Origin of the sequence: Methylocaldum sp. GT1TLB, from assembly GCF_051027445.1 — a bacterium.
Lineage (GTDB): Bacteria > Pseudomonadota > Gammaproteobacteria > Methylococcales > Methylococcaceae > Methylocaldum.
The window spans coordinates 5,031,592-5,056,489 of the sequence record NZ_CP194898.1; the positions used below are offsets into that span (position 1 = coordinate 5,031,592).

Genomic DNA, 24,898 nt, shown 5'->3' on the forward strand with positions numbered 1-24,898 from the left:
GCTATTTGCCCGGCATTTTGCCGCTGAGCGAATAGGCGAAAGCGATCACTTCGGCCACCGCAAGATAGAGTTCCCGCGGAATTTCATTGCCCAGCGGGACCTTGGCCAACACGTTCGCCAAACCCTCGTCCGCGTGCAGCGGAATATTGTGTTGCCGCGCCCGCTCTATGATCTGCTCCGCGACCGCACCTTTGCCCTTTGCGGTCACGCGCGGGGTGCTCTCTCCGTCGTAATGCAGGGCGACGGCGATATCGGGAGGATTGACCAGCCGGGTCATGCGCGGAGATCCAGGATCGGCGGGGAGGGATTTTCGGAGCGCGGCGAATCGGGCGGTCGATCCAGCGCCGTCAGTTGACCTACGGCTAGCCCTGCGCCATGCAGTCGCGCTCTAAGACGTTCGCACTGCTCGCGGATGAGGTCGGATGTCGTTGCCGTGTCGCTCCACAAATAGGTGTCGATCCGGTCGCCCTTCAAGACGACGCGCGCACAGAACGTCCCGAGCCCCGGCGGGTGCAATTCCAGCGTAAGCGACCAAGAGTCGGGACTCTCCGCGCTGCCGGGCTTCGCATCCTTGGTTATCAGCAGTTTTGCCGCGTCCTTATGCTGTCCATCGGTAAAAGGGATTTCCACTTGCCAAACGGATGGCGCGGCATCGTTCCTGGGCAGTGACGCAAGCTGATCCATGACCACCCTGGCGATTGCGGCTTCGACTTTTTGCGCGATACGTTCGGCTCCGCGTTCATTCCCCTGCACGAGTTCGTTCTGTTCGTCCGGTGACGGAAGAGTCTTGCGGCGTGCGGTGGATAATTCGTGCTCCGGGGTGCGCGGCGTCGCGAGCTGCGAGTCTCCAGGCAGTTTCGGTGAATCCTTTTCGCCGCGCTCCGCAGTTCGCGCGATTCGCTCATCCGCGAGCGCGATATCTTCGGATGTGCCGGCATCTTCGAAACGAAACTCGGTTAGTTCCGCTTGCTCTTCGGCATCGGCGCTGAACGGTCGGGTTTGAATCTCTCCTCCGTCCGCCGTAGTGCGGGGCGTATCGGGGATAGCGTCCGCACTGGTCCGAAGCACCTTCAGCCTATCGAGAACTCGGAGCAGTTGCGCTTTGAAATCCGAATCGGCGAATTCGGCCGACGAATCGGCATTGTCGGCGAGCTTCGCTTCAAGAAATATCCCCGAGTTCAATAAACCTTTTTCCAAGCCCTCGGGTGTCGCCAACTCGGATTTTTTCGGGATCGAGGCCAACAGCTTTTCTAAAGCTTGTGTGATCGGGACGGGCAACGGGGACGTTTGTCTGGCCTGCGCGACTAGGCGGTGGAGTTCCTGGATCACATCGGCGAGCGGTTCCTGTTTCGGCAAGAACAGGCGTAAAGCCTGCTGAACCGTCGATTCCGGCACATCGGCGCCGGAATCGCGCGGCACGATGCGAAGCTCGGGCGTGGTGCCGAGCTTGACCACCTCGAGTTCGAGTATCTGCCCCGGCTGGAGGTTCGCGCTGCTGTTTGCCGTAAGAGTGCGGCCGCCGGCGTCGAGTCGGAGAAGGAAGCTGTTGTCCTTGAGTTGTGTCTCAACGACCGCTCGAAGAATGTCCCCGAGCTTTAGCGGCTGCGCCCCGGCTTGAAGCAGGGGAGTCGTCGGGACGAGGACAGACAGCCGGATTTCCATTTGTGTCAACGTGTAAGCATTTGCTGAATCTGCAAAATTTCTTCCTTGGCAAGACCGAGCACGTCTTTGCTCAAATCCGTCGCCGCTTGTCCCTCCATGAGTTTGCGATAAGCCGGAATTTCATCCATGCGGGGGTATTTGTGGATCTGCAGCGTGCCGACGAAGCTGTGGAGCTGGGACAGAATGACCAGATCCGTATAATCCGGAGCGCCGGGGTGATCGCGAAACCAATTTTCGGCGTGGACCGTCACATCTTCGAAATCCGGAGGAAAATTCCACTTCCGTAAGATCATCGCGCCTACGGGGGCGCGCAAGGTTTGTATCGCCTGGTCGAGATGGCGGGGATCGGCGATCAATTCCGGATGCCGATCGGCGAAGGTGAGCACGGGAACGGTGCCGATATCGTGAACCAGCGCAGCCAGCATCGCCCGATCGGGATCGAACCCCCTGGTCTTATGGGCGAGCACGGCACAGATGGCGGCGACGTAGCTGCTGTGCGCCCACAGTTCATGCATCCGTTTCCGGATCTGGGACGACTTGGCGATAAACACTGCTTTCAAGGAAAACGTGGTGATCAAGTGCTGCGCCGCTTTGAGCCCGAGTCGCGTCAGAGCCTCGGGGCAGCTCTCTATTTTCTTGCGGCCGTGATAAAGCGGACTGTTGGCGATATGAATCAGCCGTGCGGTAATGGCCGGATCGATTTGAACGACCCGCGCGATCTTCGAATTATTCGCCCGGTCGTCGTTGATGGCCTTGCGTATCTTGAGGGAAATGTCGGGGAGCGTGGGCAGCACCAGTTTCTTCGCCCGCATTTCCTGGTAGCAAAGTTGCAATAAAGGGTTTTGAAGAGTATCTGCCGTCTCGAGAGTCATTACGAATGGAATGCGTTCGTTGGATCGCCGATGACACTGAATCCGGGAAAAACAATAAGGATAGCCTGGTTCCGGTCCCTCGGTAACATCCCTCGATCTTCGCGATAAAGGAATACACCGGATTTTGGTATTATTAGCGTTCCTCCACCCTCTAGTCACTGAGGGCCGACGGCAAAAGTCGGCAACTCTAGTCTTTTTTCAGGATTATTCGAATGACCATACGCACCCGATTTGCTCCCAGCCCTACGGGTTACTTGCACGTTGGCGGCGCGCGCACGGCGCTTTTCTCCTGGCTTTACGCACGCAAGCACGGCGGCACCTTTATCCTGCGCATCGAGGATACGGACTTGGAGCGTTCCACGGTCGACGCGGTCAATGCGATTCTGGAGGGTATGACCTGGCTCGGGCTGGAATACGACGAAGGACCGTTTTATCAAACCCATCGGTTCGAGCGTTATAAAGCCATTGCCCAGCAATTGCTGAACGAAGGCAAGGCCTATCATTGCTACTGCACTAGGGAAGAGTTGGATAACCTCCGTGCCGAACAACTGGCACGCAAGGAAAAGCCCCGCTACGACGGCCGTTGCCGCCATCGTACCGAGCCCCGCGAAGGCGTTCAGCCGGTGATGCGGTTTCGCAATCCGGACGACGGCGAAGTCGTCATCGAAGATCTCGTGCGTGGCCAAGTCATTGTGAAGAACAGTGAATTGGACGATCTCATCATTCTTCGCTCGGACGGTACCCCCACCTACAACTTCACGGTGGTGGTCGACGACCTCGACATGCAGATCACCCATGTCATCCGCGGCGACGACCATCTCAACAACACGCCGCGCCAGATCAACATTCTGAAGGCTTTGGGCGCGCCGCTGCCGAAATACGCTCACGTGCCGATGATCTTAGGGCCAGATGGAGCCAAGCTATCGAAACGCCATGGAGCGGTCAGCGTCATGCAATACCGCGACGACGGCTATTTGCCCGAGGCGCTCATCAATTATCTGGTGCGCCTCGGCTGGTCCCATGGCGATCAGGAGATCTTTTCGGTGGACGAAATGATCGAGCTGTTCGATGTTAACGACATCAATCATTCGGCCTCGGCGTTCAATCCGGAAAAACTGTTGTGGCTGAATCATCACTACATCATGCACAGCGATCCCTTGCATGTCGCGCATCATCTGCGCTGGCATCTGGGACAACTGGACATCGATCCCACTCGGGGGCCCGATCCCGTCAGGGTGGTCGAAGCGCAGCGCGAGCGGTGCAAGACCCTGGTCGATATGGCGAACGCGAGCGTCTTCTTTTACAAAGAGTTCGAAGCGTACGACGAGAAGGCCGCCAGCAAGAACCTGACCGCCGATAACCTCGGGGCGCTGCAAGCGCTGGAAACAAAACTCTGGGCGCTGGGTAACTGGAGCCGAGAGGCGATTCACCAGGTGGTCGTGGAGACGGCGGAAACGCTTGGAGTGAAGATGGGCAGCGTCGCTCAGCCGCTTCGGGTTGCCGTATCGGGAACGACGGTATCGCCTCCCATCGACCTCACCCTGGAGTTGTTGGGAAAAGATACGACGCTCTCCAGGGTCGGCCGAGCCATCGCCTATATCAATAAAAAAGCCTAGACAAACGCGAAGTCTTTCTTTAATATTCGCGTTCTCGATCGCGTGGGGCCATAGCTCAGCTGGGAGAGCGCAACAATGGCATTGTTGAGGTCGCGAGTTCGATCCTCGCTGGCTCCACCACTCGCGGATTGACCAATCAAGTTCCTTGTCCCCATCGTCTAGAGGCCTAGGACACCGCCCTTTCACGGCGGTAACAGGGGTTCGAATCCCCTTGGGGACGCCACGTTTATATAACCTTGGGGCAGCAAAGTCCCAACGGTCGTTTGTCGTTCCGCCAGCAAGACTTTCTTGCCGTCCCGTTCCACCGGAATACGCCGAATCGGTTCCTTGAGCAGCTGCCGAAGCTGCCTTTCGTGCCGCGGCCACATCGCCCTGCATCTGGATCTTGAAGCATCCAATCCCGTCATGAAGTTGCTGGCGAAGCTGGCGCGGATCCCATGCGGCCGGCGTTTCGCTCAAACGCCTCATGTCCTCGTCAAGGCTTTGGATCCGGGGTTCGCGTTTGGGGGTTTCTGCGAGGATGCTGGTGGACGTCTGGCCCGAGGCAATCAGCGCCATGAAGTTGGCCAGTTCCTTTTTGAGCTTTTGGATCTCGCCCAGATAGTCGGGCGGCTCAGTCGTCAGGGCTTGCTTGATTCGGTTGGATCGCCGCTCAGGGTCTTGATCAGGGTGGTATGGCGATGTCCACCCGCATACATCTGAAAGATCGCACGGATACAACCTGTTCGGCCTGGGTGTTTGTTCTCAATTGATTTTCGGGACTCCGTACCCATATCGCCATTGCTCCGACTGGTCCTTATTCATCCGTTGTGAAGTTAAGTTCTTGAGCTTAAGCTCCAAATTTCTCGTTATTAATGATTGATGCTAAACCATGAAACGACTGGTTGTGATCGATATCGTTGGGCTTAATCCTTCGCTCTTGGGCGAGCACACGCCACATTTGAACCGGCTGATTACGGATGGATTTGTCGCTAATTTGGAGCCGGTTTTTCCGGGCGTGACGTGTACCGCCCAAGCATCGATGCTGACCGGTTCCCTTCCCCGGGAGCACGGAATAGTCGCCAACGGCTGGTATTTTCGCGATCTTGCCGAAGTATGGTTCTGGCGTCAGTCCAATCATCTCGTCCATGGCGAGAAGGTTTGGGATGCAGCGAAAATGTCCATCCGCGATTTCAGCTGCGCTCAACTCTTCTGGTGGTACAACATGTACGCTGACGTGGAGTACTCTGTTACCCCACGCCCCATTTATCCCGCGGATGGGCGGAAAATTCCGGCGCTTTACTCGAATCCCGCAGATCTGCACCGGAGGATCGAAGCCGAATTGGGTCCTTTCCCGATGTTTAACTTTTGGGGCCCGGCGGCGGACTTACGATCGTCGAGCTGGATCGCAAATGCCGCCAAATGGACGTTCGACCATCATCCCTGCAAACTGCAACTGGTGTATCTGCCGCACCTGGATTACAACCTTCAGCGCCTCGGGCCGGCCGATCCGCGAATATGGGAAGACGTCCGCGCCATCGATGCCGTCGCGGGAGACTTGATCGACCACGTTAGGGCTCAGGGAGCCGATGTTATGGTGGTCTCCGAGTACGGCATCGAGCCGGCCACGGGCTGTGTCCATATCAATAAAGTTTTGCGCGAACAGGGCTACATCTCCGTGCGCGAGACCCTCGGCTACGAGTTGCTGGACTTCGGCGCGTCGCGCGCCTTCGCCGTGGCCGATCATCAGATAGCCCATGTCTACGTGCGGAACGCTTCGGACAGTCCTGCCGTGGAACGCTTGCTTGGCACGGTACCGGGTATCGAGCGAGTACTGGCGGAGCAGGGAAAAGCCGAAATGGGCCTGGATCATCCGCGCTCCGGGGAATTGATCGCCATCGCCGAACCCGGGCATTGGTTCAGCTATTACTATTGGCAGGACGATGCGAAGAGTCCTGACTTTGCCCGTACGGTCGATATCCATCGCAAGCCGGGCTACGATCCGGTGGAGCTTTTCGTCGATCCGGACATCCGGTGGCCAAAGCTCAAAATTGGGTTTCGGCTGCTCCAAAAGCAACTAGGCTTCCGAATGTTGATGGATGTGATTCCACTCAAACCGGACCTGGTTAAGGGCACTCATGGCCGGTGCCACCAATCGGCTGACTTGAATCCCGTTTTGATCTCTTCCCGGCGCGACTTTGCGGTTGATCAGTTGCCGATAACCGGAATTAAACAACTGATATTGAATAGCCTTAATTGACAGCGGCTTCCGTAGAAGCCATTCACTGGATTTAGGGTCTACCGGTCCATGGTCATGGGTTCGCCTCCGGCATAGCTCACCATCATTTCTTCATTTGAAACTTCGGCGTTCATTCTTCCGGTTATCTCAGTCGTTCGCACATGATCGTCGGGGGCGCGATCTTCGCCCTTAGGCAAGCCGGGGGCCGGGCCCTATTGAATCAGGCGATAACCACGAGCGGTGATGTACGGGGCGGGGTGGCAACGGAAGTTCCGGCACTCTCGGCTATCGAGGTGGCTTAAACCGGAGTTGCAATGTCAAAAATTTTTACATACCAGAGTTCGGTGCGGCGTGCTCAATCTTCAATACAAACATGTGCTTAGGTGTATCAGTCTGAGAACACTCGTTAAAAAACCTCACCGCGAGTGTCGAAATCTTTTACGGTCTCGCCGGCCGATAAGGGACCTGAGTTGCTAAAGTTCCCTGCATCACACAAAAAGCTCCATAAAATCAATTTATTATCATATCTGTTGCATTTATGGCACAGGCCTTGCCTTGTACATGAGGCAGTTATGGTCGGCAAGTCATTTGAGTCGTCCGTACGCTTCTGATGTTCGACGGTAATAAGCGCTTATCCCGGTAGGCCGCTCGCTCGGAGTGACGTCGACGGGTTTCGAGCGCCAACCATAGGGCGTCTACGAACAAGCCCATTTTGTCCGCTTTGATTGGGGAAGGATCCGGATGAAAAGTCTTCTAAAAGCCAGTCTTGGCTTGCTCCTTATCTGTTCTGGTTCGAATGCAAGTGCGACGGTGATTCGCTATCAGGCGATCGATCTCGCCGACAGCGTGGTCGGTCAGGATCTCTGGCAATACCGCTATGACGTTAGCGGCTTGCCCGGATCGGCCGTGGGGTTCGATGTGTTCTTCAATCTGAGCGAGGGCTACCAGGCGGGCGACTTGAGCGATCCGCTGGCGCCCAATGGCGACTGGACGGTCGTCCTCCTTCAGCCCGACCCGGTCCTGCCGGACGACGGCCGTTTTTATGCCGAGATCGTCGCCGTTTCGCCGGTTCTACCGAATCTTCCCGATACTTATTTCAGCGTCAACTTTGTCTGGCCCGGGACCGGAGCCCCGGGTGGGCAAAGCTTTGCGATTTACGATGCCAACTTCGACATCCTCGAAGCCGGGCGCACCAGACCGTTCGGTGAAGCGATCCCAGAACCCGCGGTTCCCGCGTTGCTGCTCGTAGGACTGTTCGGATTGACCTGGTTTCGGACCCGGCGCAGCCAACGCGAGCTTTCCAAGCCGTAGCCATTTTTCCGCTGCCGGATTGTTGGCAGTGACAAAAGCGGCTCGTCTACACCTGCCGCCTACTAAATCTGAGGGGAGATAAGGATTATGGCGATGTCCATGCAGACCGATACCTACAAAGGATTTCTCGAGCATTTCAACGAGACCGCGCTATTCCGCTTTTTCGCGCGGCTTTTAATCTTCACTCAAATCTTTCTCGGTCTGCCGGCCCCCGCTGTTGCTGCAACGCCTTCTGACTCTCCATCATCCGCGGCAGTCACCGAGTTAGCGGTCACCGGGACCTACCAGCTGATCGGGTCCAAGCGCGTGTCCAGCACGCTGATCGACTTTACCTACCGCGCGGAGATCACCAACAGCGGTACGGAGACCTTCCCCGACGTCGCCGCCACCGTGGTGAGCCGGGCCGCCAGCACGATGATCGTCGATGGCGCGGTGTTTTTCGGCGAAGTAACGGGCGGCGCGACGCTGTTCAGTCAGGACACGTTCACCATTCGCCAAAACCGCACCGTCCCGTTTAATCCGAACGATTTGGTGTGGACGGTCCAGGCCAATCGAGCCCCGGCAGCAAACGCGGGGGCCGGCCAAACCATGGCCGTGGGCGGCACCGTCACCTTGGACGGCAGCGGCTCGTCCGATCCGGACGGCGATGATCTCACCTATGCCTGGTCCTTCGTGGCGGTCCCCCCGGGTAGTACGGCGCAGCTCAGCGATGCCGCCGCCATCAAGCCGACGTTTGTGATCGACCGGCCCGGCGACTACACCCTCCAGCTCGTGGTCGATGATGGCAAGGCATCCAGCCTGCCGGCCCAGGTCACGATCAGCACGCTCAATACTCCGCCCGTGGCGGTGGCCCGTCTGAACCAAGCGGTTCGCGTGGGACAAACCGCGCAGCTCGACGGCAGCGCATCATCGGATGTCGACGGCGATCCCCTGACCTTCCGATGGACCCTCACGAGCCAGCCGGCGGGCAGCACGGCGATTCTGTCGGATTCAGCCACCGTGACACCGACCCTGCCGATCGACAAGGCCGGCCAGTACACGGTCGAACTCATCGTCAACGACGGCACCGAGGACAGCACTCCGACGCCGCTCGTCATCAGCACCGAAAATACGCCGCCGGTGGCCCATGCCGGGTCGGACCGCAAGATCGCGCTCCAGGAGGAAGTGGTGCTGGACGGCAGCGCCTCCATGGATATTGACGGCGACACCCTCAGCTTCTTGTGGTCGCTGATCGGAAAACCGGCCAATAGCACCGCCTTTCTCTCCGATCCGAGCCTCGTCAAACCTAAATTCACCGCCGATCTGCCCGGTGATTATGTCGCCCAGCTGATCGTCAATGACGGCAAAGCCAACAGCGCGCCGGCCTCGGTGACCCTGACGACCGAGAACACCAAGCCCGTGGCGAATGCCGGCACTCCTCAGACGGTACCTCTGCAGACTACCGTTACGCTGGACGGAAGTCTCTCCTCCGATGCCGAGAACGACCCTCTGACCTACCTATGGTCATTGACGAGCATTCCGTTCGGCAGCGCCGCCACATTGTCCGACCCTGGCGCGCAACAGCCGCAGTTCCTGGTCGATCTCCCCGGTTCGTATATCGCCCAGCTGATCGTCAACGATGGTCACCTGGCGAGTGATCCCGCGAACGTCATCATCAGCACCGAAAACAGCCGGCCGGTAGCGAATGCCGGACCCGACCAGGAGGTTAAAGCAGGCGATGCCGTGCAGCTGGACGGCGGCGCCTCCGGCGATGCCGACCACCACCCCTTGACCTACCAGTGGTCGTTCACGGCCAAGCCCCAGGACAGCACGGCCACGCTGTCGGATCCTGCCAGCGCGACCCCCACCTTCGTCGCGGATCGGACCGGCGCCTATGTGCTGCAACTCATCGTGAACGACGGCCAGCTCAACAGCGAGGCCGACACGATCACGATCGAGGCCAAGCCGGTCCTGGTCACGGTACCGAACGTGGTCGGTGAGACCCAGGCGGCGGCCGAGGCCGCCCTTATCGCCGCGCAACTGACGGTGGGCGCGATCATCCAACAAGCCAGCGACACCGTGCCTGCGGGGAGTGTGATCAGCCAGGCTCCGGTGGCCGGCACCGAGGTGGAGAAGGCTAGTGCGGTCGCCCTCGTGGTGTCCACGGGCCCGGCGTTGGTCAGTGTGCCGAACGTGGTCGGTCAGACCCAGGCGGCGGCCGCGGCGGCGATCAGCGCCGCCCAGTTGACGCTCGGCACGGTCACCTCCGCGGCCAGCGACACGGTCCCGGCCGGGCAGGTGATCAGCCAGAATCCGCTGGCCGGGGCGTCCGTCGCGAAGGGCTCGGCGGTCAACCTAGTCGTTTCCTCCGGTCCCGCCCTAGTCACTGTGCCGAATGTCGTCGGCCAAACCCAGGCAGCGGCCACGGCCGCCATTGCCGGCGTCGGACTGAGCGTCGGTATCGTCACCCAGCAGAGTAGCGATACGATCCCGCCCGGCAGCGTCGTCAGCCAGACACCGGTCGGTGGAACCAGCGTGGCTGCCGGTACGCCGGTCGACCTGATTGTCTCTACCGGGGCTGCGCCGGTGGTTCTGAGCCAGCTCACGGTAACTCCACCGAGCCCCACGATCCTGGTGGGGCAGACCCAGCCGTTCAGTGCCATCGGCACCAACAGCGACGGCACCGGTCAAGACATGACGGGGCAAGTGACTTGGGACAGCAGTAATCCGTCAGTGGCCGCCATCACGGCCGATGGGGTGGTCACGGCCCTGACCGAAGGTAGCACGACGATCCGTGCCAGCCAGGGCGCGATCGCTGGTACTACCCTCCTAACCGTCAGTGCGACGGTCTCGGATACCACTCTGCCGATTGCGGTCCTCACCGCTCCCGCGGCAGACAGCACCGTGACCGATCCGACGGAAGTCAAGGGCACCGCGAGCGACGCCAACTTCCTGAAGTACGTACTCGATTATGCTCCTGCCGGCGAGACCCATTTCACTGTGCTCGCGACCGGTACGACGCCGGTGGTTAACGGCACGCTCGGTACCTTCGATCCCACGCTGCTGCTCAATGACCTCTATACCCTGCGCCTGACCACCTATGACAAAGGCGGCAACACGGCTCAGGTCAGTGTGCAGGTTCAGGTGGGCCGTGACCAGAAAGTGGGCAATTTCAGCCTGGCTTTCCAGGATCTGAACATCCCGGTTGCCGGCATTCCGATCACCATCACCCGGGTTTACGACAGCCGGGACAAGACGAGCGGCGATTTCGGCTTCGGTTGGCGGCTGGATCTGCAGACTTTGAGACTGCGCGTCAATCGAGAGCAGGGCTCGGGTTGGCAGGTGAACAAGAGCGGCGGCTTTTTCCCAACCTACACCCTGGTGCCCAACCAAAGCCATGTCGTCAGTATTACTCTGCCGGACGGCAAGGTAGAGCAATTCGACCTATCGACCGAGCCAAGCAGTCAGCTGTTGTTCCCGCTGGATTTCGTCACCCCGGTCTACAAGGCGCGGCCCGGGACCCTCGGCAAGCTAAGACCTCTAAGCGGCGGCATTTTCGTCTCCGGCTCGCAGCCCGGGGCAGTAACTTTGTTGGACGATGGCGACTTTTTCACTGTCTATAATCCAACTACCTTCGAATACAGCACGCCCGAAGGTCGTGTATTCATCATTAACAAGGATTCAGGTGTGCAAAAAGTCAGCGATGCTAACGGCAATTCGTTGACCATCGGAACGACGGGTATCATGCATTCCAGTGGCAAAGGCATCACCTTTACCCGCGATAGCCAAGGGCGTATTACCAAAATTACCGATCCTAATGGGAACATAATTCAATATGCTTATGATGTACACGGAGACTTGATTACCCATACCGATCCTGAAGGTAACAGCACGAGATTCAAGTACAACTTCAGCCATGGCTTATTGGAGATTCGTGATCCGCGCGGTAATGTGCCTGCGCGTAACGAATATGACGCCGAAGGTCGGCTAGTCGCAACGATAGATACTAAAGGAAACAGAGTTGAGCTAATTCATGATGTGGCCGGTCAGCGGGAAATTCGTCGAGACCGTAATGGCAATGTTACAGTTAGCACTTATGACGATAAGGGCAATTTGACCTCCGAAACCGATCCTTTAGGTAATACGACGACGCATACTTATGACGATCGCGGAAACGAGCTGTCAATCACCGACCCTTTAGGCAATCGAAAGACGTTTACCTATGACCAGAATAACAACCGAACTTCCGAGACCGATGCTGGCGGTAACGTCACTACCTATACCTACAATACCCGGAATCAGTTATTGACGATAACCGATCCGCTCGGGCGCAAAACGGTTAACAACTATGACGCCAAAGGAAATTTGATCAGTACCGTGGACCCAGCGGGAAATACAACCTCCCATACCTATGATGCGCGTGGGAATCGAACTTCTACGCAGGACGCCGAGGGTAATCTCTTTAAATATGAATATGATGCTTCCGGGAATAGAACTAAGTATATCGATGCTGCCGGGAACATCACGACCTATCAATATGACGTTAATGGCAATAAGACCTCCGAGTCCTCATCCAGGACTGACGCGAATGGGAATGTGGTTGTCGTTACTACAAGCATGCTCTACGACAAACGCAATAAGCCGATTGAGCAGATCGATGCACTGGGTAACTCGGTAAGGTTCACATATAACAGTTTGGGCAAAGAGGAGACCTTTACCGATAAGAATGGCAATCGGCTAACCCGATACTATGACGACATCGGTAATCTCATTCAAACCACTTATGCCGATGGAACCTTTGAAGCGTATACCTATGATGCGGAAAACAATCGCATAGGTTCGACTGACAGGGCCGGTCGGATCACAAGCTATGAGTATGATGGCAACAACAGGCTGGTCCGTACCCAGTTCCCCGACGGCACTTCAGAAACCAGGAGCTATAACGCAATTGACAAGGTGGGTTCGATCACGGATCAAAATGGGCATACTACCCGGTATGACTATGATGCCGTTGGCCGCAAGATCAGCGTCACCAATGCGTTAGGTCACGTAACGCGCTATGCCTACGATGCCAAAGGCAATCAGGTCTCCATGACTGATGCCACCGGCAACATAACGCGCTTTGAATATGACCTGAACGATCGGAAAACCAAAACCGTGTTCCCAGACGGAACCTTCAAGGTGTTCGCTTATGACACGCTTGGCAGGAAAATTTCGGAGAGCGACCAGGCCGGGAATATCACGCAATTCGCGTACGATGCACAGGGAAGATTGATAAGAGTTACGGATGCGCTCGGCGGTGTAACTCAGTACGCATATGATGAAGTGGGAAATCGGACAGCCCAGATCGATGCTAACGGTCATCAGACTACATGGACTTACGATGGTCTAGGGCGAATTCTGAGTCGGACGTTGCCGTTGGGCATGACGGAAACTTTCACGTACGACGCAAACGGTAATATTTCCACGCATACCGACTTCAAAGGACAGACTATTTCCTATTCGTATGATTCGAATAATCAACTTATTTTGAAAACTCTTCCGAACGGAAGCCAGATAACGTATTCCTATACTCCAACCGGTAAAGTGACGACCATCGTTGATGATCATGGCGTTACTACCTTCGAATACGATCTGCGGGATATGCCCGTGAAAGTGGTGAACGCCGATGGAACGATACTGGAGTACCAGTATGATGCGAAAGGTAACCGAACATCGGTAACGCTGCCGTCGGGTACCATTAACCATGAGTTCGACGCAATCAATCGTCTGATAGCCGTTACTGACACTCAAGGCCGAGTTACGCGGTATTCATACGACAATGTGGGTAATCGGACGCGGATCGAATATCCAAACGGCAGCAAAGCAAATTACGGCTACGATGCATTGAACCGACTTACGAGCCTTTCCCATGTGACAAGCGACGGCAGCGTTTTGGCAGGGTTCGAATATGTCCTGGATGCCGTCGGCAATCGCACAGCCGCAACTGAGGAAGGTGGAGTCAGGACCGATTATTCGTACGACAAACTGTACCGGTTGACCCAAGAGCAGATCACCGAATCCGGCATCGTGAGAAAAGTGGTTTCCTATACTTACGACGGTGTCGGGAACCGGTTATCCAAGACGACCGATGGCGAGGTCATTAATTACGTATACGATGACAATGACCGGATGATCAGCGAGGGAGTGGTAACGTATAGCTATGACGCCAACGGGAATCTCATTGAAAGGTCGAACGGCGGGTCGGCGTCTCAATTCGAGTTTGACTACGAGAATCGCATGGTCAAGGCGACCGAGCCAGGAAACGTCACCGAATATATCTACGATGACGACGGGGTGCGAATCGGTACTGTGCGTAACGGAGTGACATCATCCTATCTCGTGGATAAGAACCGGGAGTTACCCGAGGTACTGGAAGAGCGTGACTCTGCCAACGGGCTCATCGTGGTCTATATTCATGGCGACGATCTTATCAGCCAGCAACGCGGCACCGAGATTCGTTTCTACCATTACGATGGCTTGGGCAGCACGCGCTTGCTGACGGATTTTGGCGCCGGGATCACCGACCGCTATGCTTACGACGCATTCGGTAATCTGCTGAATTCCTCCGGAATTACCGATAACCGGTATCTGTTTACCGGTGAAGAGTTCGATCCAGAGACGGCTTTCTATTACCTTAGAGCCCGCTATTACGATCCGGGTGTCGGGCGCTTCACGTCGATGGATAGCTTCCAGGGCAACATCTATGATCCGAAATCGCTACACAAATACGTGTATGCAAACGGAGATCCGGTTAACTTGGTGGATCCCTCGGGACATTTTGCGGGTGTAGCGATGGCGATGCCGAGCATCAGCATAAGCATTAGCATCAATACCGCAGCGATCGCGAGCGCGGCGCTCCTTCTCGCGAAGGTGACGCTGGCCGTTGCCGGTGCCGCGGTTGCCGCCTGCGCTTTGAATGCCGCGCTGTCCTTCTCGACGGCAATCGGCTCGGGCGGGGCGTGCGATGTGAGCAAATTCAATATCTTCTACTCGGGCATGGATACCCCGTTTACGACCGCTCATATCGCATCGGCGATAGCGACCGGCGCGCCCGCATCGCCTTTGCGGCGGATTTCGCCGCCACATTCCAGAGCTTGGCTGCGGAGCGATCCGCGCTGTTCCGGAAACGTTGCAAGCCAGACTTTATTGTGGTGCGATGAGTATCCATTCGCATCCACTGACCGGGGTGGACAGGCAAATGGCCCGTCGCTGATGTTGGTTCCAGCGGTGGAGCAGATGTATCAGGGAGGTATGCTGTCGGCGTTCTACTTTGCTTGTAACGTGGTCGCCAACGATCCGTTGAACGGCGTTTTCGGAGTCGTGCCCGGAACACCGACAACCTCGTGGCAATGTAAGTAACCGCTTCGGGTGTGCCAGGTGGGTTTATGCTAAGGGATGAAAAGATTTATCAGATTTGGATGTTTGCTTGAGGTAATCGTGGCGGTCGCCCTTTACCTGGGGGCATATTCCGCCGGCCTGCGGTTACCCAATTCGGAAAACGCCGATCTAATAACCGGCCGCCCGATTGACACTGAGTGTTTTATTCATTCTGCCGTGGACGACTGTTTAAGCAATGCCCTTGGCCGGATCCTTGCCGCGATGGAGCGGAGTGGATATCTGTTGCCTGGTCTACTCAGACCCGGGTTGTCAGATAGGGACCGACAGGCCGTGTTAGCGGATTTCCCGTGGCAACTGCCGCGAGAACTCGACCGTTTCTATGCCTGGCGAGATGGAGTGGCCGAAGGGGCGAAGGTGGCTGAACTTTTTCCCGGCGGCACGATGTTAACTCTCTCCGAGGCTATGGCAATCTACAAGCTGCAAATCGAAACCGCGGCTCGGATCGCCACACTAGCCAAGATAGAACCAGACAAACTTTGGAGTTCGCGGTGGTTCCCGGTGTTTGTCAGTCACGGAGATTTTTACGTCGTAGAAGGTTCCGATCGGCCGATCGAGGTGTCCCCCGTATACTTCATTACGAACGAGGACCGCATACCAGTCAGAAGATACGCAAGCCTTTCGGACATGATGGAGATCGTCGCTAGATGTTTTGAGCAGGGTGCCTTTCGAGTTGGCGATTCCGGAATCTTGCAGGAAGATATCAAGAGCGTTGCCGCCATAACCGCGGGTTATCGTGTGGTTAGTAACCGGGCTCCGGAGATTGGGAATATGAGTGAGATCGAACGACTAGTTCACATCCTGGCCTCCGCCGATGGCGAAGCGAGGGGAGAGGCTGCCGGCAGGCTGATGGAACTGCATGACGAGGCAGCCGTACCACTGTTAGCGCAAGTTATCCGTAGCGCTGATCCGAGCGCTAGGGAACTGGCAACCCGAGTGCTGGCGGAACTCGGCGGCGACTCGGCCGTTCCGCCATTGCTAAATGCCCTCAAAGATCCGGAGGAATCGGTGCGCGGCGAGGCTGCCGCAGCGTTAGGACAACTTAGGCGGCCTCAGGCTGTCGATGCGCTCATCGTGGCGCTAGACGACCCCGCGACTTCCGTACGCATGCGCGCCGTGTGGGCTCTAGGAGAGCTCAAAGCCCATGATGCCGCGGTCAAACTGGAGGCGCATCTTAAGAAGGAAGAGCATATTCCTTTGCGAAACGCCATCATCCAGGCTCTGGGAAAGATCGGCGATACCTCCGTAATACCTGCATTAATCGAGTTCGTGAAGGAGTCTCCGATGGAGACCCGGATACTCGCCGCAGCAGCCTTGGGGGAGCTTGGGGGCGACGAGGCTGCGGGTGCGTTGCGGTTCGTTGTCGAGGAGCAGGATCGCCTGGAGCAGACAAACTCCGGTAACATGAGCCTGGACAGCATTATCAAACTCCAGCAGGCGCGGCAGCTAAAACTGGTGTCGCAGCAGTCACTAGCCAAGATCGACAAGGGTAGGAAATGAGCTTTCGCCAGTTGTCCTAATGAAGCTGGGTAAAGTAGAGGACGGGTTGCCATTAGTTTAGCGCCGGTCTGTCTGTTGCCACCCTTTTGTCTGGCGTTGCGTCACAAACCGCGACGACGTCAAGTTGGCCTGTCCCGTCTCATCGGACCATGCCTACGCTTTTCCGTACACGGCTTTCCGATGGTCTTCGCAACAAGGCATGTGCCGATCGCCAAAGCGCCTTTGTCGGCAGTTTAAACAGTCCATTGCGTCCATAGATCACAGGTCCCGGGAAGCGGCTGTGTCCATGTGCTCGCTCCTGGCTTGTGACGATGCAGCAGATGAATTTGCACCCGCTCATCCACACGCAGCTTCACGTTGGAGATCGTCCTGGTGCAGTTACGTTCGTGAAATCGTTGGCCAGCCGCGCAAGGTTCGGTTGAGTTCTCCGATAATCTGCAATATCGCGACGGTGGGTACGCAGCCAGTTGCTCAGGGCTTTGTTCCGGTCTTTGATCCGCAGCATCGAACGAAGTGACGGCTGAACGAACGGCCGAGGAACGCGAAGGCCCATTCGCTTTTGCTGCGCCGGAGTCTCGACGACCCGAGCGACCGGGCATACTACGTGACCTTCGCGCCGAGGGACGGCATGCTGGACGCCCTGGTTTACGTCGCGGAAAGGCCTCGGTCCATCGAATATCGCGTTTCGAAGCGGCCAAGCCAGACTGTGGGCTGGATGAATAGAAGGCAGGGCATGTGTGGGCCGCGTGGCATCGGCACATCGCCTTAGCCTTGGTGACGCACGCCTTCGAGATGGCCGCGGCTTGTTATAGCCTATCCCGGTAGGTCCGCGGACCCGTTCCACAAGCTCAGGGCGACCGGACTTCTGGGGTAAATCCAAAGTTGCAGCACTTATCTGGCTACGATTTGCGTTGACAGAATCGAACTAGAAATCCAGGCCTCAAATCTAAGTACATTCCATAAACTTTTGCGGAATCTCGACAAATTAGTTCGATTGGCAGGTTTCTCCTGCAGTGGTGCGTATGCCGCAAGACTTCCCTGAATGTGCTTAGAGCGTTTTCATCCCGCTCGTACGGCAAAACCAGCTTGGCGGACGTCGTTGGCGCCTTCGGCTCGGGTGAATGGATTCAAGCATTCGTAGGTCGGCAATCCCTTCCCAATCGCAAACGGTCGCTTTAGTCGCGACCCTTCCGACGAAGACGCTCGGCCGGGACGTGGCGTCGCGTCGGGAAAGGATTCCCGACCTACTCGCGAATGCCCGTACAGTAGATATGAAAATGCTTTAGCGATATTTGGTTATAGTGAAAATTCCCGGCGATAGATGTGATGACGGCGGGCATTCGTTAATTGCTTTTTTGGACGAACAACCGAATACGAGTTCCGACAGGGGGTAATAGGTCCTTTCTCGCCTCAATGGTTCCGAAAGCGCCGAGGCCGATGCCAACTCTATGCTCGATGACGCTGGCCGGATCGTGCACGAATCCGATTAACGTGCCGTCCATATGAGCCAGGTAGCGACCATCGGGCGTAAATGTCGATCCGGTATAAACCCACTCGTGAGTCGCTTGGCCTTCCGCTGCCGTCAATAGCTCCTCGGCCCGGCGTCGAACGGTTTTGCCGGAGGATTCCCAGGTAATCCACAATTCGAGCTTGTCGCCTGCGACCGGTTCTTTATCGAAATGAAAGCTGGCGGGCTTGGCTTTTTTTGCATCCAAGCCGATGAGAATGCAGGCCAAATTGAATTCGACCGCGTTGGCATCCAGTTCGAAAAGGCTTTCGTAGGATTTATACGCTCCCTTGGTAACCGCCAGAAATTCCAGCGGCGGCTCGGAGCGAATCACTGTGCCTGGAACGGCGAAGTTCCGTTCGGCCTTGTTGACTTCGATGCTGCCGACTTGGTATCGCTGGCCGCCCAGGTGGCGGATTTCAGGCTGCGGCGGCATGGGTTGAGAGCCGTATTCCAGCGGGGCTTCCGCAAAGGTGGCGGACGACACCAGAACACCGATCAAAGCGCTATAAATAACAAAGTTGATTTGTCGCATCGGCCGATCTCCTAGCCGACCATGCCGGTGACCACCCGATGCGGCATCGGGGAAGGAAAGGGACGGGTTTCAATGTGCGTAAATCCGGCTTCGGCCATCCACGCCGCCACGTCCGTATCGGCATGTACGCCGCCCTCCGGCGCCGTCAGCATCATGTTGAGGCCGAAAAGGGTCGCGAACAGGGGGCCGGTTCCGCCGTGGTCGGTGAAGACATCGCTCAAAATCAGCAGCCCACCGGGTGCCAGGGCGTCCTTGGCGCGGCGGATGAGTTCCCGGCATCCCGTTTCGCTCTCTCGATGCAGGACCCCCGAGATCAACACCACATCGTTACCGGTCGGGAATTTGGTGGTGTGGTAATCGCCTGCGAGTGTAGACACCCGATCCTTGGCGCCCAGACTTCCTATGATTTCATCGGCCAGTTCCACCACATGGGGCAGGTCGAGCACTTTCGCCCGGAGTTCCGGATATCTTCGGACGAACAAAGCGGAATATGTACCCGGTCCGCCGCCGATATCCAGCAGTTGTTTGCGTCCGCTCAGGTCGACCAGGCCGGCCAAAGCGTTGCCGATGCCCAAGGCGCGGTTGTGCATTCCATAGACGAAATGGCGCGTTTTCGCGGGATCGTCGCCGAGATAGGTTTCCTGGGCGAGAGGGGGGCGATTTTCCCGGAGCGCTTGTTCCAGCTTGCCCCATGTGGCGTAAAGGTCATCGCTGTAACGCACGGCATTTCCCATGAACGCCGGACTGCCCGGCACCAGAAAGGCACTGGCCAGAGCGCTATTCGTGTAAACCCCTTCGGATTCTTCAAGTAACCCTAAGGCAACGCAAGAGTTCAGCAGCAGACGGGTAGGCCGAGGGTGGGTATTCAGGGCATCGGCTGCCTCGCTGACGCTCATGGGTGTCTTGGCGAGAGCTTCGAACACGCCGATACGATTGGCCGTCAGAAATGTCATGGCATTCCAGTAGGCGGTGGTGAGTTGCATGATCGGTGTCGGATCGAGCATGTGATCGTTTCCTTGTGATGTCTTAGGCGCAAAGGGCATGGTCGATGTCGCATTCCATCTGCATGTAACCGCAGCGATGGCACATGAATCCATCCCAGATGTTCAATTCGTATTTCCGGCGGATGTCAAAATAGCCTAGGTTAACGCGCTCAAAGTAGCTGCGCAGTTTCTCCAGGTGTTTGGGATGATCCCGCCCCGCGATGGGCCAATAAAGTGAGTAAATCGGAATGATGCCCTTCGCACCAAGCGTCTCGGCGCCCTCGAGCGCAAGCTCGATCGCTTCTTTCTCGGTTAATCCGTACTCCGGCTCCAGTTCGATTCCCGCCACCATGGCCGTGTAGACACGTCCCTTACCCCAAAAAGACACTGCACTTTCGAGGGCCCCGATCCAACGCTGATAACCCACGAACCGGTGCTTGCCGGGGCAAACCTGGCTAAACAATCGCTCGGACCAGACTTCCAGATTAAAACAAACGGCATCCACCAGATTCTCATCATGTAACCGGCGTAGACATTCCTCGGGCAACGCACCGGAACCGCAGGTGACCGGAATCCGATGCCGATTGACCGTTTGTACCTCGCGGGCCAATTCGATGAAGCGTTCGCCTTCTTCCCGCCAATCGGTCATGGAGCCTCCGACCAGATAGATGTGGCGGATTTCGCTTTCCCGCAAGGCGGCATCAAGCGTCTCCTTTAGGCGCGTGTAAGTCAGGGGCGACAAGGATGTGCGATCCATCACCTGCCCCAATTGCTCGGTACGCGCGTCGGGAGCGCCGTAACCGCAAAACAGGCAGCGCATGGACTGCCCGTCCTGTTTATCGGCGAGAAAATACTGACAAGCAGGCGCCACGTTGATGACCGCCATGTCGTGGTGCAAGGTGATGCCGGCCTGGGCCATGGGAAAGCCGTCGCTGGTTTTTCCGTGCATCCACTTGGGAAGATTCATGAACTCGACCGACGTTTCCGGGTGCGTACCGCGATCGTGAGCCAAGCGGTAGCCGGATTCGAAAGAGCCGGTTACGGACCAAGCCGAGTCCCCGTTTCCCTTGATCCTGGCGAAAACGCCGTCGGACGTGGCAAGCGAGTAGGGAACCATCGCCTTGCCCCTGCCGGTCGGATCGTGTTCGCCGGGTTTGAAACGATACGGGTAGAAACCCGGAAACGAGTGCTCCGTCGCCCGTCCCAAAGCGTCGGTGTAGCGAATGCCTTCGAAAATCAGATCCAGTTTGCGTTTGGCGGTTTCTGGGAGGGCGGGAGGCTGCATGGCATTGGTCTCCTGAGTTCTTCTTTGGGCTTAAAGCCTATCCCGGCAGGCCGTTCGCCCTGAGCTTGTCGAAGCGTGTTTTAAGGTCTACCGGGATCGGCACTTAGTGTAGTATGCCGAATCGCGTTCCCGATACGTTTAACCCATGAAAATCAACAGACAGCTTATTCTCGTGGTTTCCACGGCACTGGCGATACCGATCATTCCTTTTCTCGTCATTGGCGAACTGCCCGGGGAACGATGGCTGTCGGCCACGGATGACAACGCGCTTCGGTTCGGCTTCCTCGGCGGTGCGCTGTTGGCCGGCGATGCCCTCCTGCCCATACCGTCCAGCGTCATCGGAACCCTGCTCGGCGCGCGTCTCGGTTTCATCTCCGGAACATTATGGACATGGGCGGGACTGACTATCGGCCATCTTATCGGTTATGCCGCCGGGCGGCTGCTGCTGGCCCGGCTCGGCACGCGGCTCCCGGAAGTGCCGACGCTCTTAGCGGTGTTCGCGAGCCGGCCGGTCCCGGTGCTGGCGGAGGCCGTGGCTTTTACAGCCGGTGCCGAAGGTCTGGATTTTTCTCGATTTCTGCTGACGGCGGCTGCGGGCAACTTATTGTACTCGGTGGTACTGGCCGGAAATGGCGCCGCACTATTACCCGATGCGATAGTCGGACCAGGAATCATCGTTCCCATGACATTGCCCGTCATTGCCTGGCTGGGATGGCGCCTTCGGAAAAAGCAGAAGAGCAAAGTCATGCGAACGGGAAACTGAAACCTCGAAAACGGATCGGCCCTGCTACCGGGTTACGGCTGCTGGGTAGGACCGGGTTGAAGGTAAATCATTTCGACACCCTCTGCGCCTTGGACGACTGCACGCATCATCTGTCCCTGGTCCAGCTGCTGCTTGATTTGCGAGACCGAGTCCATCGGTTCGAAACTGAGGCCGTTGAGCTTCAGCTCCGCTGCGGACGGCAATCCCAGCATCGGTTTGAGGGCGAAATAAAGTTCGTCTATCGTCGCGGCGGGAGTTTTGGCCAGTTGTTCGATTTGGTAGGCCATCTCCTCGCTTACTTCCACCGTTCGGTGTTTCGGCTGTGTTTCGGCCTCGCTGGCTGTCGGGGCTGCCGCATCGGCATTGGATGACTCGGGCGACAACAAATTCCGATGCCCCTGCTCGGACGGCAAACCATCCGCGGTCAACTGGATCTCGATCTCGCCGGTTTCCGTTTTCAGCCAAAGGCGGTCGCGAGAAATCTTTTCGACTTTGCCCACGTCCGGAATCGAGGTATTCCGTCGCGCCGTCTGTTGTCGGCCGTCCGGGAATTCGATCATGGCAACCCGAGCTTCGTCGCCGACCGTCACCACACCTGAAAGACGGAAGGGCGGTTCCGACGAAGATGCGGCGATTGCGATATCCACCCTGACGATAGCCAATAGAAATGCCGGTAACGAAAACAGGGTTGTCCTACGAATATTCATGCGCTTAATCGATCCAGCCTGGAACTTCCATCTCCGAAAACAACGGATGGGAATCAAAAACAACCCACCCGTTGTTCACTAAACCGTTATTTTTATCGAACGCCGGCCCTACGATGCCTTTGGTTAAATGCGAACCCCAACAATCCCGCTCCCATCAGCATCACGACCGGCGGTTCGGGGACAGGGATAGGCTGTGACTGCTGGCAATTGCCCCCCACGCAAACACTGCCTCTTCCAGCCGATACCGGGGGAACAAACGGATCGCCGTTTTCATCTCCCAAAAACTCGCCGGTCGAAGCGATGTTATCCGTGAACGACAGTGGGCTGAGGCCGTTTGCAAGGGTATCGAAGGTCAATGTGAACAACCGGAATGCGGTGTTGCCGTCCTGGTTCGTAAGCAAATCCAAGGAGGTCTCAAATACATTCACCGTACCGGAAACACTGTCGTCAAAGCCTTGAATGGAGTCGAACGGACCATCCAGAAAGATATCGAAATCCACACTGGCAAGAGACAGAATGCTGTCATTCCAATGGACGTTGAAATCGTAGGTACCGACGAGTTGATTGTTAAGGTCGGTGACTATGACATCGACCTTAACCGGGTCACCGAGCGCCACGTCCTGGGAAACTGGATTAAACACCAGAGAAATCGCCGAGGCCGGCTGGGCGGCCAGCAGACTGAGCGGGACGGCAAGTCCCAATATCTTGAGTAATTTATTCATATCACTTTCCCCATCGTCTTAAGTCTCAATTCGAGTTATGTCCGACGCACCCCGCAAGGTGCGTCGGGTATTTCTTGGCTTTACTGAACAGTCATCTGAGTGGCGCATTTACGCGCATCCAGCACGGTAATCCAGCCGTTGCCGTCAGCATCGCGCGGGTCGTTCGGACCTGAGGCAGGCTGGTTCCGCGCCGCGGAAATGGCATTAATGTCATCGCGGTCGACATCGCCGTCCGGCTCCACGTCACAGCGCAGGAAATCGCAGACATCGCCTTTGCCGTTGCCGTCCGAATCCGTCTGATCGGCATTGGCAGCGTTCGGGCAGTTGTCGCAGGCGTCGCCCACGCCGTCGCCGTCGCTGTCTTTCTGATCCGGATTGGCAACCGCGCGGCAATTGTCCGTGTTATCAGGCACGCCATCGCCGTCGCTGTCGATAAAGGCGCCGCCGGTGGCCCGCTGCAACACCAGGAGCGCGTACGCTTGTTTGGAGTAGTTATTCCAAGAACCTGGAGCGCTGTTGCAAATGAAATTACCGTCGTTGCCGTTGATGGGCGCAGAGCCGTCCCAACACTGGTGTTCGAGGATTTCGTAGGCGTAGTCGAAATATTGGTTCTGGGTCTGCGTCGGGTCCGCGCCGTAATAACCTACGCCGCCGGCACCGAAGCTCGCCACGCGGGGCAGTGCATCCGGATCCTGGTGTACCTGGCGTACGGTACAGGCCGCATCGGGCGCCTTGGTGCCGAGATCGTCCGGACCCAGGTTGCCCGGCGCCGGCGCTATGCCCGATTGGCGCATGAACTCCATGCCCTTGAAAGAACTCCACAGGTAATACCAGTAAGAGTTGCCGGGCCAGCTATTGCCCATGCTGTCCAGGTCCTGCCAGCGATAGTGGTTGTGCAGCCAGCGGAGATAAGCCTGAACGGAAGGGTCGTTGACGTTGGCCCCGCCCAGGAGCTGTACCCAAGTGCCCGAGGCGGTTTGCTGCAGGCTGGGGGCATAACCGGTTCTTTGGTAGCCGTGTCCTCGCTCTATAGCATCGATCGAGTCGCAAGCGGAGTTGTTCGAACCCGCCGCAGACCCATTGGCGGCGTAAGCCAGCTTCGAGCGCTCCAAGGCGGCATTAAGCGTGGGAAGCCGATTGCCCGGATCGCCGAAGGCCGGATCCGTGTACACGGCCTTGGCCGCCGCGAGACCGGCTACGCCGAACTGGGTGGTCGAGGAGTCCGCACCCGGACCTGTATAACCCCAATAACCGTAGTTGTTCGAAGTGCTCGGGGGATCTTCCGGAGGGGTGTTGTCTTTAGTCTGTCCGGCGACGATCCGGTCGGAAAGCGTGTTGATGGCGGTGATCAGATCCACGTAATCTGCGGTATCGGGGATTTCCGGAGCGCTGGGGTCGCCCTTGTCCGGTCCGCCGGAGCGCAGATATTCGCTCAGTGCCATGAGGAAGCTGCCGTCGCGATACAGGTAAAGCGAAGTCTCGTTGACGCGATCCAGCATATAGGCGACGACTGTGCGCATGCGGGCCTTGTCGGTTGCATTGGCGCCGGAATAGCCCTGTGGCGGATCGGCAGGGTTTCCGGTAGCGCGTTTCTCGAGCAATGCGAGCGCTGTCAGACCGGCTGCATCCCCGGCACTGCTGGGGTTGTTGTAGGCGCCCACGTTGGCTAAATATTCCAAGCCGCGGTCGATCGCCACGGCCACATCCTGCTCGAAAGGCGTGACCGCTTGCGCGCCCGTTCCGGCCAGGCTCAGCGCCGTGCCCAGTATCACGGGTTTCAATCGTAAGTTTTTCATTGGTT

The 24,898-nt window shown here is 57.3% G+C and carries 15 protein-coding genes and 2 tRNA genes; 8 read left to right on the forward strand and 9 right to left on the reverse strand.

All coding sequences use genetic code 11. The annotated features are described in order from the left end of the window. Position 1: 1 nt before the first annotated feature. Genes ACR2R1_RS22275 through ACR2R1_RS22285 form a run of 3 tightly spaced genes read right to left on the reverse strand, consistent with a single transcriptional unit; the run spans position 2 to position 2,474 of the window. Positions 2 to 277 carry an EscU/YscU/HrcU family type III secretion system export apparatus switch protein gene (locus ACR2R1_RS22275; protein ID WP_077728979.1) on the reverse strand — a complete coding sequence of 92 codons (276 nt, stop codon included), beginning with the start codon at positions 275 to 277 and terminating at the stop codon, positions 2 to 4. After that, on the reverse strand, positions 274 to 1,662 hold the full coding sequence (locus ACR2R1_RS22280) for a flagellar hook-length control protein FliK (RefSeq protein WP_434114301.1): 1,389 nt from the start codon (positions 1,660 to 1,662) through the stop codon (positions 274 to 276). Before ACR2R1_RS22280 ends, ACR2R1_RS22275 begins: the two co-directional genes overlap by 4 nt. 5 nt (positions 1,663 to 1,667) lie before the next feature. Then, the gene (locus ACR2R1_RS22285; RefSeq protein ID WP_240507114.1) at positions 1,668 to 2,474 is read right to left on the reverse strand and encodes an HDOD domain-containing protein; all 807 of its coding nucleotides are present in this window, start codon (positions 2,472 to 2,474) and stop codon (positions 1,668 to 1,670) included. Positions 2,475 to 2,746: 272 nt separating this feature from the next. Between ACR2R1_RS22285 and gltX the strand changes: the two genes are divergently transcribed. From gltX to ACR2R1_RS22320, 7 genes are all read left to right on the forward strand, one after another. Further along, the gene (gene gltX / locus ACR2R1_RS22290; protein WP_086135334.1) at positions 2,747 to 4,150 is read left to right on the forward strand and encodes a glutamate--tRNA ligase; all 1,404 of its coding nucleotides are present in this window, start codon (positions 2,747 to 2,749) and stop codon (positions 4,148 to 4,150) included. A 44-nt stretch (positions 4,151 to 4,194) separates the two neighbouring features. Continuing rightward, positions 4,195 to 4,270, forward strand: a tRNA-Ala gene (locus ACR2R1_RS22295). Between the two features lie 27 nt (positions 4,271 to 4,297). Beyond that, a tRNA-Glu gene (locus tag ACR2R1_RS22300) sits at positions 4,298 to 4,373 on the forward strand. A gap of 648 nt (positions 4,374 to 5,021) precedes the next feature. Beyond that, positions 5,022 to 6,389, forward strand: coding sequence for an alkaline phosphatase family protein (locus ACR2R1_RS22305; RefSeq protein WP_077728984.1), 1,368 nt, complete (start codon positions 5,022 to 5,024; stop codon positions 6,387 to 6,389). A 720-nt stretch (positions 6,390 to 7,109) separates the two neighbouring features. Next, the gene (locus ACR2R1_RS22310) at positions 7,110 to 7,679 is read left to right on the forward strand and encodes a PEP-CTERM sorting domain-containing protein (protein ID WP_077728985.1); all 570 of its coding nucleotides are present in this window, start codon (positions 7,110 to 7,112) and stop codon (positions 7,677 to 7,679) included. Between the two features lie 93 nt (positions 7,680 to 7,772). Continuing rightward, positions 7,773 to 15,059: a PKD domain-containing protein gene (locus tag ACR2R1_RS22315; RefSeq protein WP_434112003.1), complete on the forward strand. Its 7,287-nt coding sequence runs from the start codon at positions 7,773 to 7,775 to the stop codon at positions 15,057 to 15,059. 36 nt (positions 15,060 to 15,095) lie between these two features. Continuing rightward, positions 15,096 to 16,595 (forward strand): HEAT repeat domain-containing protein, encoded by a 1,500-nt coding sequence (locus ACR2R1_RS22320; RefSeq protein ID WP_434112005.1) that lies wholly within the window; start codon positions 15,096 to 15,098, stop codon positions 16,593 to 16,595. 1,343 nt (positions 16,596 to 17,938) lie between these two features. Here ACR2R1_RS22320 and ACR2R1_RS22325 read toward each other — a convergent pair. The 3 genes from ACR2R1_RS22325 to ACR2R1_RS22335 are packed head-to-tail and all read right to left on the reverse strand — an operon-like array spanning position 17,939 to position 20,905. After that, positions 17,939 to 18,637 carry a YdjY domain-containing protein gene (locus ACR2R1_RS22325; RefSeq protein ID WP_434112007.1) on the reverse strand — a complete coding sequence of 233 codons (699 nt, stop codon included), beginning with the start codon at positions 18,635 to 18,637 and terminating at the stop codon, positions 17,939 to 17,941. A gap of 11 nt (positions 18,638 to 18,648) precedes the next feature. After that, positions 18,649 to 19,641: a methyltransferase gene (locus ACR2R1_RS22330; RefSeq protein ID WP_347258924.1), complete on the reverse strand. Its 993-nt coding sequence runs from the start codon at positions 19,639 to 19,641 to the stop codon at positions 18,649 to 18,651. Between the two features lie 22 nt (positions 19,642 to 19,663). Then, positions 19,664 to 20,905: a radical SAM protein gene (locus ACR2R1_RS22335; RefSeq protein WP_434112009.1), complete on the reverse strand. Its 1,242-nt coding sequence runs from the start codon at positions 20,903 to 20,905 to the stop codon at positions 19,664 to 19,666. Between the two features lie 145 nt (positions 20,906 to 21,050). Here ACR2R1_RS22335 and ACR2R1_RS22340 point away from each other — a divergent pair, with 145 nt between their 5' ends. Beyond that, positions 21,051 to 21,668 carry a hypothetical protein gene (locus tag ACR2R1_RS22340; RefSeq protein ID WP_434112011.1) on the forward strand — a complete coding sequence of 206 codons (618 nt, stop codon included), beginning with the start codon at positions 21,051 to 21,053 and terminating at the stop codon, positions 21,666 to 21,668. Positions 21,669 to 21,700: 32 nt separating this feature from the next. Here the strand turns inward: ACR2R1_RS22340 and ACR2R1_RS22345 are convergent, their stop codons facing one another. The 3 genes from ACR2R1_RS22345 to ACR2R1_RS22355 all read right to left on the reverse strand — a co-directional run bounded on the left by ACR2R1_RS22345 (position 21,701) and on the right by ACR2R1_RS22355 (position 24,893). Next, the gene (locus ACR2R1_RS22345; protein WP_434112013.1) at positions 21,701 to 22,375 is read right to left on the reverse strand and encodes a hypothetical protein; all 675 of its coding nucleotides are present in this window, start codon (positions 22,373 to 22,375) and stop codon (positions 21,701 to 21,703) included. 92 nt (positions 22,376 to 22,467) lie between these two features. After that, positions 22,468 to 23,097 (reverse strand): cohesin domain-containing protein, encoded by a 630-nt coding sequence (locus ACR2R1_RS22350; RefSeq protein WP_086135343.1) that lies wholly within the window; start codon positions 23,095 to 23,097, stop codon positions 22,468 to 22,470. Between the two features lie 80 nt (positions 23,098 to 23,177). Continuing rightward, entirely contained in the window at positions 23,178 to 24,893 is a 1,716-nt protein-coding gene (locus ACR2R1_RS22355; protein WP_240502426.1) for a thrombospondin type 3 repeat-containing protein, read from the reverse strand. Positions 24,894 to 24,898: the final 5 nt, after the last annotated feature.

Coding starts and splice junctions, on each gene's coding strand:
- ACR2R1_RS22330 (WP_347258924.1), bottom strand. CDS start 19,641: ATGCTCGATCCGACACCGATCATGCAACTCACCACCGCCTACTGGAAT.
- ACR2R1_RS22345 (WP_434112013.1), bottom strand. CDS start 22,375: ATGAATATTCGTAGGACAACCCTGTTTTCGTTACCGGCATTTCTATTG.
- ACR2R1_RS22285 (WP_240507114.1), bottom strand. CDS start 2,474: ATGCGGGCGAAGAAACTGGTGCTGCCCACGCTCCCCGACATTTCCCTC.
- ACR2R1_RS22340 (WP_434112011.1), top strand. CDS start 21,051: ATGAAAATCAACAGACAGCTTATTCTCGTGGTTTCCACGGCACTGGCG.
- ACR2R1_RS22325 (WP_434112007.1), bottom strand. CDS start 18,637: ATGCGACAAATCAACTTTGTTATTTATAGCGCTTTGATCGGTGTTCTG.
- ACR2R1_RS22275 (WP_077728979.1), bottom strand. CDS start 277: ATGACCCGGCTGGTCAATCCTCCCGATATCGCCGTCGCCCTGCATTAC.
- ACR2R1_RS22280 (WP_434114301.1), bottom strand. CDS start 1,662: ATGGAAATCCGGCTGTCTGTCCTCGTCCCGACGACTCCCCTGCTTCAA.
- ACR2R1_RS22315 (WP_434112003.1), top strand. CDS start 7,773: ATGTCCATGCAGACCGATACCTACAAAGGATTTCTCGAGCATTTCAAC.
- ACR2R1_RS22350 (WP_086135343.1), bottom strand. CDS start 23,097: ATGAATAAATTACTCAAGATATTGGGACTTGCCGTCCCGCTCAGTCTG.
- gltX (WP_086135334.1), top strand. CDS start 2,747: ATGACCATACGCACCCGATTTGCTCCCAGCCCTACGGGTTACTTGCAC.
- ACR2R1_RS22320 (WP_434112005.1), top strand. CDS start 15,096: ATGAAAAGATTTATCAGATTTGGATGTTTGCTTGAGGTAATCGTGGCG.
- ACR2R1_RS22335 (WP_434112009.1), bottom strand. CDS start 20,905: ATGCAGCCTCCCGCCCTCCCAGAAACCGCCAAACGCAAACTGGATCTG.
- ACR2R1_RS22310 (WP_077728985.1), top strand. CDS start 7,110: ATGAAAAGTCTTCTAAAAGCCAGTCTTGGCTTGCTCCTTATCTGTTCT.
- ACR2R1_RS22355 (WP_240502426.1), bottom strand. CDS start 24,893: ATGAAAAACTTACGATTGAAACCCGTGATACTGGGCACGGCGCTGAGC.
- ACR2R1_RS22305 (WP_077728984.1), top strand. CDS start 5,022: ATGAAACGACTGGTTGTGATCGATATCGTTGGGCTTAATCCTTCGCTC.